Annotated in this window: 10 protein-coding genes and 1 pseudogene; 8 read left to right on the forward strand and 3 right to left on the reverse strand. The window is 68.4% G+C overall.

The window, feature by feature from the left end; genetic code table 11:
• Positions 1 to 148 precede the first annotated feature (148 nt).
• On the reverse strand, positions 149 to 2,737 hold the full coding sequence (pepN, locus tag J7528_RS18690) for an aminopeptidase N (protein WP_291877475.1): 2,589 nt from the start codon (positions 2,735 to 2,737) through the stop codon (positions 149 to 151).
• Between the two features lie 101 nt (positions 2,738 to 2,838).
• On the opposite strand from pepN, the gene J7528_RS18695 reads away from it, so the two are divergent.
• Positions 2,839 to 3,744, forward strand: a complete 906-nt coding sequence (locus tag J7528_RS18695; RefSeq protein ID WP_291877477.1) for a type II CAAX endopeptidase family protein — start codon at positions 2,839 to 2,841, stop codon at positions 3,742 to 3,744.
• A gap of 97 nt (positions 3,745 to 3,841) precedes the next feature.
• Positions 3,842 to 4,489, forward strand: a complete 648-nt coding sequence (locus tag J7528_RS18700; RefSeq protein ID WP_291877480.1) for an OmpW family outer membrane protein — start codon at positions 3,842 to 3,844, stop codon at positions 4,487 to 4,489.
• Here the strand turns inward: J7528_RS18700 and J7528_RS18705 are convergent.
• Positions 4,486 to 5,037, reverse strand: coding sequence for a hypothetical protein (locus J7528_RS18705; RefSeq protein ID WP_291877483.1), 552 nt, complete (start codon positions 5,035 to 5,037; stop codon positions 4,486 to 4,488). The two genes, J7528_RS18700 and J7528_RS18705, sit on opposite strands and share 4 nt — an antisense overlap.
• 146 nt (positions 5,038 to 5,183) lie before the next feature.
• On the opposite strand from J7528_RS18705, the gene J7528_RS18710 reads away from it, so the two are divergent.
• The 6 genes and pseudogenes from J7528_RS18710 to J7528_RS18735 all read left to right on the forward strand — a co-directional run bounded on the left by J7528_RS18710 (position 5,184) and on the right by J7528_RS18735 (position 11,575).
• Positions 5,184 to 6,299: an acyl-CoA dehydrogenase family protein gene (locus J7528_RS18710; RefSeq protein ID WP_291877484.1), complete on the forward strand. Its 1,116-nt coding sequence runs from the start codon at positions 5,184 to 5,186 to the stop codon at positions 6,297 to 6,299.
• A gap of 143 nt (positions 6,300 to 6,442) precedes the next feature.
• On the forward strand, positions 6,443 to 7,666 hold the full coding sequence (locus J7528_RS18715; protein WP_291877486.1) for an acyl-CoA dehydrogenase family protein: 1,224 nt from the start codon (positions 6,443 to 6,445) through the stop codon (positions 7,664 to 7,666).
• 272 nt (positions 7,667 to 7,938) lie between these two features.
• Positions 7,939 to 9,441, forward strand: a complete 1,503-nt coding sequence (locus J7528_RS18720) for a tetratricopeptide repeat protein (protein ID WP_291877488.1) — start codon at positions 7,939 to 7,941, stop codon at positions 9,439 to 9,441.
• Positions 9,442 to 10,779 (forward strand): annotated as a pseudogene (locus tag J7528_RS18725) (hypothetical protein); the annotation flags it as partial. It abuts the gene before it with no gap.
• A 122-nt stretch (positions 10,780 to 10,901) separates the two neighbouring features.
• Positions 10,902 to 11,408, forward strand: a complete 507-nt coding sequence (locus J7528_RS18730) for a hypothetical protein (RefSeq protein WP_291877490.1) — start codon at positions 10,902 to 10,904, stop codon at positions 11,406 to 11,408.
• The gene (locus tag J7528_RS18735; RefSeq protein ID WP_291877492.1) at positions 11,402 to 11,575 is read left to right on the forward strand and encodes a hypothetical protein; all 174 of its coding nucleotides are present in this window, start codon (positions 11,402 to 11,404) and stop codon (positions 11,573 to 11,575) included. Before J7528_RS18730 ends, J7528_RS18735 begins: the two co-directional genes overlap by 7 nt.
• A 202-nt stretch (positions 11,576 to 11,777) precedes the next feature.
• Here J7528_RS18735 and J7528_RS18740 read toward each other — a convergent pair whose 3' ends face one another.
• Positions 11,778 to 13,535 carry a VWA domain-containing protein gene (locus tag J7528_RS18740; RefSeq protein ID WP_291877494.1) on the reverse strand — a complete coding sequence of 586 codons (1,758 nt, stop codon included), beginning with the start codon at positions 13,533 to 13,535 and terminating at the stop codon, positions 11,778 to 11,780.
• Between the last annotated feature and the right edge of the window lie 240 nt (positions 13,536 to 13,775).

Genomic DNA, 13,775 nt, shown 5'->3' on the forward strand with positions numbered 1-13,775 from the left:
CGGCTCCTGGATTCACGCGGCGAGTCACTTCGCCAAGATGGTGAATCTACCGTACGCGCCGTGACCGCGTCACCGCCGGAAAGGCGGATTCCGTGCTTGTGAGCCCATTGGTCGCAACCCTGGAGGCTGCGACTCGTGAAAAGCTGTTTCAGGCCAAGGCCTTGGTCGCCAGCTCCAGCACGTTCTTGGACAGGTCCGGATGGGCCGCGATCCGCTCCAGCTGCTCGCGCATCAGCTTGCCCAGCTCCGGACCGTAGCGACGCCAGCCGCCCAGGGGCTCGACGAGGCGCGCGGCGGTCATCGGGTTGAAGCCATCGACTGCCAGGACCTGGTCGGCCAGGAACCGGTATCCCGCGCCGCTGGGATCGTGGAACCGCGCCGGGTTGAAGTTGGCGAAGGTCGAGACCAGGGCCCGCAGGCGGTTGGGGTTGGTCGGCTCGAAGTCCGGATGCTGGGTCAGGCCGACGATGCGCTCCAGGGCGTCGGCATTCGGGTCGCGGCCCTGCACCGAGAACCACTTGTCCAGCACCAGCGGCTCGGTGTTCCAGGCGTAGTGGAAGCTGGCCAGGGCCTTGTCGCGCGCCACGCCGCCGCTGGCGACCAGCGGATACAGGCCGCCGATCATGTCGGTCATGTTGCGGGCGGCCTCGAAGTGGCCGACCAGGCGCATCAGGTTGTCGTCGTGCGGATCGGCGGCCAAGGCTTCAGCGCAGGCGTTGCGAAGGGCGCGGCGGCCGGCGGCCTGGGCGCTGTCGGAGAACTCGCCCTGGCTCTGCATCTCGCCATGCAGGCGGCGCAGCAGGTCGCCCAGATGGACGGCGATGCGCGCGCGCAGATGGTTGCGGGCCTCGTGCAGGGCGGCCGGATCGGCGGGCTCGGACATCAGCGCCAGGTCGGGTTCGGACGGCAGGGCCAGCAGCAGCGCCTTGAAGGCCGGCTCGGCGGCGTCATCGACCAGCGCCTGGCCCAGGGCCTCGGCGTAGCGCTCCTCGCCGACCTCGTCGGGCGTCCCGGCGGCGCGGGCCAGGATCAGGTCGCGGGCCAGGGTCTGGCCGGCTTCCCAACGATTGAAGAGGTCGGGATCGGCGCCGAACAGCACGTAGCGGTCGGAGGGCCGCGCGTCGGTCGACAGGTTCACCGGGGCCGAGAAGCCGCGCAGCGCCGACAGGACGGGCGTGCTGTCCACGCCGTCCCAGCGGACGGTCATGGTCGCCTTGTCCAGCAGCACGACCTCGGTGTCGCGCAGCACGGCGCCGTCGGCCGACAGCAGGCCGATGGCGATCGGGATCGGCAGCGGTTTCTTGGTCGGCTGGCCCGGCGTCGGGGCGGTGGACTGGGCGATCGTCAGGGTCAGGGCCTTGGCGGCCGCGTCATAGGCGGTGTCGATGGTGACCGACGGCGTGCCGGCCTGCTCGTACCAGCCGAAGAAGTCCGACAGGTCGCGACCCGAGGCTTCGGCGAAGCAGGCGATGAAGGCCTCGACCGTGGTCGCCTGGCCGTCGTGGCGCTGGAAATAGAGGTCGCTGCCCTTCCGGAACGCCGCCGCGCCCAGGATGGTCTTCAGCATCCGGATGATCTCCGAGCCCTTCTCGTAGATCGTCGCGGTGTAGAAGTTGTCGATCTTCAGATAGCTGGACGGCCGCACCGGATGGGCCAGGGGACCGGCGTCCTCGGCGAACTGGCGGGCGCGCAGCGCGCGCACGTCCTTGATCCGCTGCACTGCCGCGCCGCGCATGTCGGCGCTGAAGCTCTGGTCGCGGAAGACCGTGAAGCCTTCCTTCAGGCACAGCTGGAACCAGTCACGGCAGGTGATGCGGTTGCCGGTCCAGTTGTGGAAGTACTCGTGCGCCACGACCGCCTCGATGCGCTCGTAGTCCATGTCGGTGGCGGTCTGCGGATCGGCCAGCAGCAGGGAGCTGTTGAAGATGTTCAGCCCCTTGTTCTCCATGGCCCCGAAATTGAAGTCGCGCACGGCCACGATCATGAAGAGATCGAGGTCGTATTCGCGGCCGAACACCTGCTCGTCCCACTTCATGGCCCGCTTCAGGCTGTCCAGCGCATAGGCCGCGCGCGAGGCCTGGCCCGGGTCGACGAAGACCTTCAGGGTCACCTCGCGGCCGCTCACGGTGACGAACTTGTCGATCAGCACGTCCAGGTGGCCGGCCACCAGGGCGAACAGGTAGCAGGGCTTGGGGAAGGGGTCCTCCCACTCGGCGTAGAACCGCTCGCCCACGGGGCCGCTGTCGATCAGGTTGCCGTTGCTCAGCAGGTGCGTGAACTTGCGGTCGGCCTCGATGCGCACGCTGTAGCGGCTCAGCACGTCGGGGCGGTCGGGGAAGTAGGTGATGGTGCGGAAGCCCTCGGCCTCGCACTGGGTGCAGAAACGGCCGCCCGACATGTAGAGACCCATCAGCGCCTTGTTGGCCGACGGATCGATCTCGACCTCGGTGGTCAGCACGAACTGGTCGGGGACCTCGTGGATCGTCAACCGCTCGGGATCGGTCGTGTACTGGTTGGCGCTCAGGGCCTGGCCGTCGATGGCGATCGACAGCAGCTTCAGACGCTCGCCGTCCAGCACCAGGGGCTCGCCTTTCGCGCCGCTGCGACGCACGGCCAGCTCGGCCTTCACTCGCGTCTGCGACGGGTGCAGGTCGAAGATCAGGCGGGTGGTCTCGATGGCGAACGGGAACGGGCGGTAGTCCGCCAGGCGGACGGGCTGGGGCGTGTCGGTGCGCATACGTCCTACTTAGTCCCCTGGGACGACCTTCGCGAGAGGACCTTGCGGCCAAGGTCGAATTATTGACTGGTTGCGGCCCGAAGCAGCGGGGGAGCCAGCGCATGTCGGAGCTTGAAACAGGGCTGGGGCTGGAAGTGGGGCGCAGACGGTTCCTGCATCCTGGGCCGCTGCGCTGGCTGCGGGCGAGCGCCTGGATGGTGCTGCTTTTCATCGTCTTCAGCCTCGTCTATGCGGGCGCGCAGGCCGTCGGCAATCCGCTGTTCAAGAACGGCGGCCATCTCTTGGAAGTGCTGGAGGTCACGGCGATCTGCGTGGCGGGCATGGGGCTCTACGGCGTCGTCGTCTGGCTGGCCGAGGGGCGATGGCCGCAGGAGCTGAACCTGCGCGAGGCGCCGGCCGAGCTGGTCATCGGCCTCGTGGTCGGCGCCGCCATGCTGAGCGCGGCGGTGGCCGGGCTTTACGCGCTGGGCGTCTACGAGATCAGCGGTCCGCGCCCGGCCTCGGCCTGGGGCACGATCGCCATGGCGGTCGAGTCCGGGGTGATGGAGGAACTGCTGATGCGGGCCATCGTCCTGCGCCTGCTGATGCGGGCGTTCGGGATCTGGCCGGCCCTGGTGCTGCAGGCGGCGCTGTTCGGGGCGCTGCACCTGGCCAATCCCAATGCCAGCCCAGTCGCGGCGGCGGCCATCGCCATCGAGGCGGGCCTGATGCTGGCCGGTTTCTACCTGCTGACCGGACGCCTGTGGATGTCGATCGGCGTCCACGCGGCCTGGAACTTCACGCAAGGCTGGGTCTGGGGCGCTTCGGTCTCGGGCATCCCGGTGATCGAGAGCTGGCTGGTCAGCAAGCCCAAGCCCGGCGCGCCCGAGTTCCTGAGCGGCGGCGCCTTCGGTCCCGAGGCCTCGCTGCCGGCCATGGTGGTCGGCACCCTGACGGCGGTGGTGGTGCTTTGGCAGGCCTGGAAGAAGGGGAACTTCAAGGCCAAGCCGGACGTAGCGACGCAGTAGCCACAAAATTATTGTGGTCTTTTGAGCCGGGTCAACGAGCGGGCCCGAGCACAGGCGCACACCCCTTTTCGACAGCAAAGGTCGAAAGGGGATACCGATGACCACCAAGCTTTTCCTGGCCCTGACCGTTGTGGCCGGTATGGGCGCGACGCCCGCCCTGGCGCAGCAGATCACGCCGAAGGCCAAGGGCGACATCGTCCTGAACGTGCGCCTCACCGACGTCGCGCCGAACGCCGGCGACCCGATCGTCACCGCCGCCGGCGCGGCCACGGGCCTGAAGGCCGACGTCAAGGACGATATCAAACCGACCATCGGCCTCAGCTACTTTCTGACGGACAAGCTGGCCGTAGAGGTGATCGCCGGGACCACCCAGCACACGGTGAAGGCCGTCGGGGCGGGGACCGACGTCGCGGTTCACAAGACCTGGGTCCTGCCGCCGGTCGTCTCGCTGCAATACCACCCGCTGCCGGGCGCGCGCTTCAGCCCCTATGTCGGGGCGGGGCTGAACTACATGCTGTTTTATAGCGGCAGGGACAAGAACGGCTTCTCCGTCGATCTGGACAACGGCTTTGGCTACGCCCTGCAGGCTGGCGCCGACATCCCGATCAATGCCGCCTACAACCTCAACATCGACGTCAAGAAGGTGTGGTTCGACACCGACGCCAGCATCAACGGCGGCGCGCTGAAGTCCAAGGTCAAGCTGGACCCGCTGGTGGCGTCGGTGGGTTTCGGACGACGGTTCTAGTCGACCGCGGGACCGGCCGCTGGCGCTTCCTGCAGGTAGCGCTCGATCGCCACGATCTTCTGGGCCAGGCCGGTCAGGGCCGGCGGGGCGTCCTCGGGATTGTCCGAGACCAGGGTCAGAAGCTCGCGGGCGATGGCGTGCAGGCGCGGCGCGCTGGCGATCAGGCGGGCCTGGTATTCCATCTTGTGCGGGTCGCGGTCGTACTCGGCCCCCGGCGTGCGCCAGCCGCCCCAGTCCTGGGCGTCGGTGACCACCACCGGATAGGTGCCAGGGTAGGGGTGATGGGCGCAGTCGCCCTCCTGCTGCCACTTGTTGCGGGCTCGCAGCACGCGCCAGTTCGAAGTCTGGCCGCCTTCCTGCGGGTCGACCTTGTCCTCGGCCTTCAGCTCGTGGGCCTGGAATTCGCGGTTCAGGCCGACGTCATAGGTGACCCGCACCGGCTCGTCGAAGCCCTTGGCCCAGATGGGCACGATCTTGTCGACCGTCGCCCAGCAGCCGACGCTCTCGACCCATACCCTCTGGTTCTTCTGGAAGACGGTCTTGGCCATGCCGTGAGATAACGTCCGAACGCTTGCTAAAGGCCAGCATAAGAACCTGAAATTCTTGACGCCGGGTCAATCTTTCCCTTCGCGTGAACGTCGTTCAGTGTGAGCTCCGAGATCGGCCGCCAGAGCCTGATCCAGGGAGAACGCCCGTGGATTTCGACTATTCCGACGACCAGAAGTTCCTGAAGGACGAGGCGCGCAAGTTCCTCGCCGCCCACTGCGACGTGGCCGTCGTGCGGGGCGTCTTGGACAACGCCGACCGCTCGTTCGACGACAAGCTCTGGAAAGGCGTGGCCGAGCAGGGCTGGTTGGGGGCGTCGATCCCCGAGGAGCATGGCGGTCTGGGCCTGGGCCGCGTCGAGCTGTGCGCCATCGCCGAGGAGTTGGGCCGGGCCGTCGCGCCGATCCCGTTCGCCTCCACCGTCTATTTCCTGGCCGAGGGCGTCATGGCCTTCGGGACCGACGGCCAGAAGGCCGCGATCCTGCCGCGCATCGCCGCCGGCGAGCTGATCGGGGCCCTGGCGACCTCGGAAGGTCCGGGCGTGGTCGGCCCCAACACGCTGCAAAGCCGGGTTGAGGGCGGCAAGCTCACCGGGACCAAGATCCCGGTCACGGACGGCGACGTCGCCGACGTGGCCCTGGTGCTGGCCAGCGACGGCGGCCGGCCGGGGCTGTTCCTGGTCGACCTGAAGCAGGCCGGCGTGAAGCGCGAAACGCTCAAGAGCCTGGATCCCACGCGGGGCGTGGCCAAGCTCACCTTCGACGGCGCGGTCGCCGAGCGGGTGGGTGAGGCCGGCGCCGGTTTCGACATCGTCCAGGCCATCCTGGATCGCGCGGCCGTGCTGCTGGCCTTCGAACAGCTGGGCGGCGCCGATCGCTGCCTGGAGATGGCCAAGGAATACGCCCTGGGCCGCTACGCGTTCGGTCGCGTCATCGCCGGCTATCAGGCGATCAAGCACAAGCTGGCCGACATGTACGTCAAGAACGAGGTCGCCCGTTCCAATGCCTATTACGGCGCCTGGGCGCTGAACGACGACGCGCCCGAGCTGCCGATCGCGGCCTCGGCGGCGCGGATCGCGGCCTCGGAGGCCTTCTGGTTCGCCAGCAAGGAAAGCATCCAGGTGCACGGCGGCATGGGCTTCACCTGGGACGTCGACTGCCATCTCTACTACCGCCGTTCGCGGCAGCTCAGCCTGGTCGCCGGCGCGCCCAAGGTCTGGAAGGAGCGGCTGGTCGGAGAGCTTGAGAGAAAGAACGCGGCCTAGTTTCCCTCTCCCCATGCGGGAGAGTGTGGCCCGAAGGGCCGGGTGAGGGGTCTCGCAGACCTTTCCGGACCGGCCTTTCAACCCCTCATCCGTCGCCGTTGGCGACACCTTCTCCCGCAAGGGGAGAAGGAAGGAGACCAGAGATGGATTTCAACGACTCCCCCGAAGAAGCCGCCTACCGCGAAAAGGCCCGCGCCTGGCTCGCCGAAAACGCCGCCGCGCACCGCGCCAAGTTCGGTGAGCTCAAACCCAACACGCCCGAGCACATGGCCGCCGCCAAGGACTGGCAGGCGACCAAGGCCGCCGCCGGCTATGCCTGCATTACCTGGCCCGCGGCCATCGGCGGGGGCGGCGGCACGCCGATCCAGTCGGTGATCTTCGGCCAGGAAGAGGGCAAGGCGGGTCTGGGCTACGGCTACTTCACGATTGGGCTGGGCATGTGCGTGCCCACGGTCATGGCCTTCGCCGACGGCGACACCAAGAAGCGCTTCGTCTCGCCCGCCGTGAAGGGCGAGGAGATCTGGTGCCAGCTGTTCTCCGAACCGGCCGGCGGCTCGGACGTCGCGGCCTTGCGGACGCGCGCCGTGAAGGACGGCGATGAGTGGGTGATCAACGGCCAGAAGGTCTGGACCACCGGCGCTCACTATTGCGACTACGGCATCCTGCTGACCCGGACCGATCCCGATGTGCCCAAGCACAAAGGGCTCACCATGTTCTGGATCGACATGCGCGACGCCGCCGTCGAGTGCCGGCCGATCCACCAGATGTCGGGCGGTCGCGAGTTCAACGAGGTCTATTTCACCGACCTGCGGGTCAAGGACAGCCAGCGCCTGGGTGAAGTGGGGCAGGGGTGGCAGGTCGCCCTCGTAACCCTGATGAACGAGCGCCTGGCCGTGGGTGGCTCGGCCGGTCCGAACTATCGCGAGATCATGAAGCTGGCGCGTGAGCTCAGCGGCGCGACGGGGCCGGCGCTGAAGGACCAAGCGTTCCGCGAGAAGCTGGCCGACTGGTACGTCCAGTCCGAGGGGCTGAAGTTCACCCGCTTCCGCACCATGACCGCCCTGTCGCGGGGGCAGACGCCAGGACCCGAGAGCTCGATCGGCAAGATCATCTCGGCCAACCAGCTGCAGGACCTGGCCAACACCGCTGTCGAGATGGAGGACCAGTACGGCATCCTCTCCGATCCCGAGACGGCGCCCGCCGAGGCGGCGTTCCAGCAGAGCCTGATGTGGGCCCCGGGCCTGCGCATCGCCGGCGGCACGGACGAAATCCTCAAGAACATCATCGCCGAGCGGGTCCTGGGCCTGCCGGGCGATGTGCGGGTCGATAAGGACGTGCCGTTCAAGGACATGCCGACCGGTCGCTAGTCGGCCTGATTTCGTCGAATCTTCGTCTAGCTCCGCTATGATCGAGCCGGCGGCTGCCTGGTGTAGCTGTCGGCTTCTCGACGCATCTCTCAAGATGTTCCGACGTCTGCGAAATGACGGGAAATTCCGGAAATTCGCCTGTCGAGCGAACCTCGACTGTCGTGACAATGACTTCATCCCCGGTTGGGTTGAGCTGACCTTGACAGTGCCCGTTCCGGGGCACATGAGAGATCGTTGTTTTATGGTTAACGGGCTGGGCTGAAGGGGGATTCATGCGGCAGGCCGGCGACGCTTTTGCGCGCCTTGCGATGCTCCGCGAAGCGGCTGGGCGTGCTTACGCCAGTCGTTCCGTCTGGCTGCGTCGCGCCCCCGTGGGCGCGATCGTGGCGGCGGTGGTGATTCCCCTCGTTGGTTGCGACACAGGCCCGAGCTTCTGGTTCCACAAGCGCGCCAGCGCGTGCCCGCGCCCGCAGGCGGCGCAAGGCGTTTCGGGCCAGTTCAATCAGCAGCAGCAAGAGATCCGCGCCCTGCGCCAGGGCGGCTTCCGCGGCGACTTCTTCGCGCAGCTGGAGCTGGCGCGTCGCTACGAAGGCCAGCGCGCGGTCGACAAGAATCTGGAGGACCCGGTCGAGGCGGCCGTCTGGTACGCCATGGCCCTGTCCAACTCGGGCGGCTACGCGCCGATCGCGGCCTATGAGCGTCGCGGCAAGGAATCACGCGCCGTCTCGCGCTTCGACGACTGCCGCGCCTTCGAGCGCCGCAGCGCCTATGGCGCGCTCGACCGCCTGCTGTCGCGCATGTCGACCGAAGAGCGCGAGAAGGTCCGCAACCGGGTGATCTACGTGCTGTCGGCGCAGGGCGCGGACGGCTTCCGCACCCTGGCGCGCATCCACGACGGCTATTTCGGCCCGTATGGCGAGCCTTCGGACAACCTCCAGGCCATCGAGGCCTACGGCAAGCCCAGCCAGCCCGGCGCGCCGGCGGCCCTGGACCTGTTCCGCCGCAACGACGTCGACGCCTATCTCTACAACTACCTGGCGGTGCAGACCGGCGACGTGTCGGCCTATGTGATGCTGAAGGACTTCGAGCGGTCCTCGCCGCAGCGCGCGTCCTACGGCTCGTTCGTCGAGACCAAGGCCAAGCGCTGGATCCCGACCTACGAGTTCTATCCGCCGGAATCGCCCGACTCGGGCGTGCCGCATTCCGACGAGTCGGACCTGTCGGGCGAGGCCCGCGAGGCCGCCCTCAGCCGGATCAACGAACTGCCCTTCGTTCACGTGGCCGAGGCCCTGACCTATCTGCGGGTCATCCCGGCGCCGATGCTGGACGAGAAGCTGCTGACCGTGAACGACGCCCAGACCCTGCAGAGCATGCTGGGCCGTCCCGCCACCGGTCGCCTGGCCGCGATCGAGAAGGTGCGGGCCATACAGTACGCGGCGGTCAACGGCTCGTCCAAGGCTCAGCTCGTCTTGGCGGTGATGTACTCCGAAGGCGTGGGCGTGCCGCGCGACTACGCTCGCGCCTATCACTGGTACTCGGAAGCCGAGCGCCAGGGGTCGGCCGAGGCCAAGTACGCCATGTCGACCTTCTTCTCCCTGGGCCTGCAGGGCGTGGCCGACCAGGACCGCGCCAAGGCGGTGGTTTACCAGCTGGACGGGGCTCTCTCGGGCTTCAAGCCGTCGGCCTACCGCCTGCAACAGCTGCTGGCCCAGGTTTCGCGTCCACCCCGGCCCGCGGCCGATCGTGGTCGCCCGTACAGCGAAAGGGACTTCTAGATGCTGCGCCTCAGCCGCCTGATGGCGCTTTGGGCCGCCCTGATCCTGGGCGTGGCGGCCGCCGCCCCCGAGGCCGCCTTCGCCTCGCCCGACGCCAAGATCGACCAGCAGATCCGCCCGTGCTTCGGCCTGCTGATCCAGCCGAACCTCTCGCACGGCTGCAAGGTCCGCTACGCCAAGCCCAAGCCTTGCCCGCGCGGGTACTACCGCACGCGCAGCGGTCGCTGTGCGATCAGCAACGGCGGCGGCGATGGTCCTGGCGGCGGCGGTTACGTCTCGCGCGAGATCAACTGCGACTACGCCTATCCGGGCCAGGTGTCGGACACGCTGGCGCGCCTCTATGACGGCGACACCATCACCCTGACGTCCAGCCAGGGCGGGGCCTGCGTCGAGTCGCTGAACATCACCCAGTCGGTGACGATCGTGGTGCGCAACTATACGCCGGGTCCGGGCCGTCCGATCCTGGTGGCCCCGGCCGACCAGCCCTGCATCAAGATCGCGCCGGGCGTGCAGTTCGTGGTGCTGGAAGGCCTGGGCATCGAGTCGCGTCGCGGCGGTTTGGCCTCGTGCATCGTCGGCCGCGCCACCGAGATCGCCCTGAAGGATGTCACGGTCCGCTATGACGGCGACGCCTCGGCCTTCGACATCGGCGACAGCCGGATCGAGCTGTCCAACGCCGTGTTCATCGGCCGCACCCGCTCGGCGGTGGTCAAGGCCACCGGCACGATCATGGCCTCGAACGTCGAGATCGCCGCCACCGCCATCGGCGGCGCCTTCGAGACCGCGGGCGACAGCCGTCTGCGCGACATCCGCATCGTCCGCCTGGGCGACTGGACCGGCTCGTCGCGCACTCGCAACTCGGCCGGCTTCGTGCTCAGCGGCATGAACCGCCAGCAGCTGGTGACCATCGACAGCCTGTACGTCGATGGCTTCTCGCGCGGCGTCTATATCGGCGGCGGCGACGAGACGACCCTGCTGCGTCCCGTGGTCCGCGACAGCGACTGGGCCGTGACGGTCGAGAACGCCAACCTGCGCCTCAATGACGGCGAGCTGGAAGCGGTCGATGTCGGCCTCTACGTCGCCTCGGGCGTCGCCTATGCCAGCCACAACAAGATCGTCGGCGTCATGCGCTCGGGCATCTATGCCGACGCCGGCGGCCAGATCCGCGCTGTCGACAACCGCATCTATGCCCGTCCGGAAGGCTGCAAGGCCCTGGTCAGTGGCTTCTTCGATGGCGAGCTGACCTGCCGTCCGTGGTTCGAGGCGCCGGAGCTCTATCGCACCCAGCGAGACCGCGCCCGCCTGGACTACGACACCTATTGGCCCGCCGACTCGATCGGCGCCGCGCCGCCGATGGCAGCATCCAACCCGCCGCCGGAACTGGCTGACGACGCCGCCGCGGCTGGCCTCGCCGGCGGTCCGCGCCCGTACGAGACGCTGCAGAAAGGGGGAGCCCCCAAATGAGCAAGCTGGTTCGCGGCCTGACCGCCGCCGTCATCCTCGCCTCGACCCTGGTCGCGGCCCACGCCTCGGCTCAGCCGGGGCAGGGCGGCCCCAAGCGCCGCGACATCTGCGGCGCGCCGATCACCGGCCAGGCGCCGGACATCATGACCTATGACAGCACCACGGGCACCCAGGTGTTCGTCGGCGGCGGGCGTGGCGGTAGCACGGACGTGGCGGCCTACAACGCCCAGACCGGCTCGGCCGCGGGCCTGACCGGCGATCTCAGCCGTCCAGGCCTGGTCTCGTCCTGCGCGGTCGATGGCATCACCCGCGAGTCCTACAGCGTCACCTCGGACCGTCCGGGCCAGGTCAGCCTGTCGGGTCGCGACGATCGTGGCGAGCGCTATCAGTTCACCCGCAGCGACGGCCGCACCGAGATCTGGGATCCGCGCTACGAGAACCGCTGCTTCCGTTCGGGTCTGGGCCTGGGCGGTGGTGCGCCTGGCCGCGATCCGCGATGCTGAGGCCGCTGCTGGTCCTGAGCCTGGCCGCCGTCGCCCTGGCGGCCTGCGCCCAGCCCTATCCGCCGTATCACGGCCCGATCGGCCCACCGCCGCCCTCGGCGCCGAACCCCAACAAGGTGACGCCGCCCCCGCCGCCGATCGACACGATCCGGCCGCGGATTCCGTAGGCCGGATACCCGCTTTCCTCAGTTTGCCTTCCTAGGCCTTGTGCCTAGGACCCATCGTTCCGGGATCCTTGGGCCGGCCGGGTGATCGCCTGCGCTGACGGAGCCTCTCTGGAACGTCCCCACCAAGCCGACCCATGGGTCCTAGGCACAAGGCCTAGGAAAGCGAAGTTGGGTTCACTTGGCGGGGGCAGTGCATGAGGAATCATCGCGCCTTCACGTCCCGCGCCGCCTTGGTCAGCTGCACGAACTCCGCCCGCAGGCCGTCGGGGTCTTCACCGCGCGCGCCTCGGGCCAACGCCGTGACGGCCGGCCAGTCGAAGCCGTCAGCCACCCACGGATCGCCGCGCAGCTTTTGGCCGTAAGCGGCGACCGCCACCGCGAACCGCGTGGACTCCGGCGCGGCCGAGAGGCTGGCATAGCTGTCCGCCTTGCCGATCGGACGCTCGATCAGCTTCGACACCGTGCCGCCCGGCGGCTTGTAACGCACCTTCAGGAAGGCCAGTTCGCCGCTGGCGACCGGCGCCGGCGTCTGCTCGCCATACCGCAGCGGATCCGACGACGGCCGAGCGCCGACCGGGGTGATCTCGTACAGCGCCGTTACCGACGCCCCCGAGCCGACCTCGCCGGCGTCGACCTGGTCGTTGTTGAAGTCCTCGCGGTTCAGCAGGCGCGTCTCGTAGCCGATCAGGCGGTATTCGGCGACGCGGGCGGGATTGAACTCGACCTGGATCTTCACGTCGTCGGCGATGGGGAAGAGGCTGGCCTGGAAGTCGTCGCGCAGCAGCTTGCGGGCCTCGTTCAGGGTGTCGACATAGGCCGCCACGCCGTTACCGTTCTGGGCCAGGGCCTGCATCATCGTGTCGTTGTAGTTGCCCCGGCCAAAGCCGTAGACCGACAGGTAGACGCCGCTCTTGCGCTGGTCGGCGACGAAGTCCTTCAGCCGCGTCGGGTCGGAAATGCCGACATTGAAGTCGCCGTCGGTGACCAGGATCACCCGGTTGACCGAGCCCTTGGCGAAGTTCTGCTTGGCCAGGGCGTAGGCCAGTTCCAGCCCCTGGCCGCCGGCCGTGGAGCCGCCCGCCTGCAGCGCGCCCAGGGCGCAGCGCATCTTCAGCTTGGAGCGGCCGTCGGTGGGCGACAGCACCGCGCCGGCCGAGCCGGCATAGGCGACCATCGAGACCCGGTCTTGCGGTCGCAGCTGGTCGATCAGCACGTTCAGCGCCTTCTGGGCCAGGGGCAGGCGGTCGGGGTCCCACATGGAGCCGGAGGTGTCGACCAGGAACACCAGGTTCAGCGGCGGGGCGTCGGTGCGCGGCGTCTCATAGCCTTGCAGGCCGATATGCAGGATCTGGCGCTCCTTCGACCACGGTGAGGGCGCGACGGCCACGGTGGCCCGGAAGGGCGTCTCGGCGCTGGCCGGGCGGGCGTAGCCGTAGTCGAAATAGTTCACCAGCTCCTCGACCCGGATGGCGTCGCGCGGCGGGGCGCTGCCGTCGTTCAGGAAGCGACGGGTGTTGGCGTAGGCGGCCGTGTCGACATCGATCGAGAAGGTCGAGACCGGCTCCTCGGCGACGCGCTTGACCGGATTGGCGGCCGCGCCGGGGTAGCGCTCGGTGTCCATCGTCGTAGGCACATGCGGCGAGGCGCTGATGATGGCGGGCGCGGCGGCGTAGTTCGACTGCACTGGCGGGATCGGCAGCGGCGGCGGGGGAGGCGGCGGGGCCGGCGGAGGTGGCGCGCCCTGGGCCCTCATCTCGAACTGAGTCAGCGCGCGACTGGGGGCGTATTTGGGAACCCTGGCGTCTTCACGCGGCTGGGCGGCGGCGAAGCCCAGGGCCGCGCAGGCCTGCGGCGTGACCACCCCGTCGCCGGGTGCGGGCAGAGCCGAGACCGGCGTCGCGCCGACCATGGCCAGGGACAGGATACTGACGCCGGTGAAGCGAAGACTGCGACGGATCATGGTCGATCTCCCTAACCTGTTATGCTTCGTCAATTACAAGCGTAATATGACGAAAGCTGGGCAAGAAGAGAAGGGTTGTCACCCCCTCAAAATCCGCCTCCCTGGGCCTTGTGCCCAGGGCCCATGGTTCCGCCGCCTTGCACCAGGCGATCCTTCACGCCTGCGGAGCACTCTGGAGACCGCCGCACCTGGCTCCACCATGGGTCCTCGCCACAAGGGCGAGGAAGGCGGTGTTTGGGT

This window comes from Caulobacter sp., assembly GCF_017744445.1.
Taxonomy (GTDB): Bacteria; Pseudomonadota; Alphaproteobacteria; order Caulobacterales; family Caulobacteraceae; genus Caulobacter.

Bases quoted from the DNA above. Each gene is read 5' to 3' on its own strand.
- pepN (WP_291877475.1), bottom strand. From the start codon at position 2,737: ATGCGCACCGACACGCCCCAGCCCGTCCGCCTGGCGGACTACCGCCCG.
- J7528_RS18695 (WP_291877477.1), top strand. From the start codon at position 2,839: ATGTCGGAGCTTGAAACAGGGCTGGGGCTGGAAGTGGGGCGCAGACGG.
- J7528_RS18700 (WP_291877480.1), top strand. From the start codon at position 3,842: ATGACCACCAAGCTTTTCCTGGCCCTGACCGTTGTGGCCGGTATGGGC.
- J7528_RS18705 (WP_291877483.1), bottom strand. From the start codon at position 5,037: ATGGCCAAGACCGTCTTCCAGAAGAACCAGAGGGTATGGGTCGAGAGC.
- J7528_RS18715 (WP_291877486.1), top strand. From the start codon at position 6,443: ATGGATTTCAACGACTCCCCCGAAGAAGCCGCCTACCGCGAAAAGGCC.
- J7528_RS18720 (WP_291877488.1), top strand. From the start codon at position 7,939: ATGCGGCAGGCCGGCGACGCTTTTGCGCGCCTTGCGATGCTCCGCGAA.
- J7528_RS18730 (WP_291877490.1), top strand. From the start codon at position 10,902: ATGAGCAAGCTGGTTCGCGGCCTGACCGCCGCCGTCATCCTCGCCTCG.
- J7528_RS18735 (WP_291877492.1), top strand. From the start codon at position 11,402: ATGCTGAGGCCGCTGCTGGTCCTGAGCCTGGCCGCCGTCGCCCTGGCG.
- J7528_RS18740 (WP_291877494.1), bottom strand. From the start codon at position 13,535: ATGATCCGTCGCAGTCTTCGCTTCACCGGCGTCAGTATCCTGTCCCTG.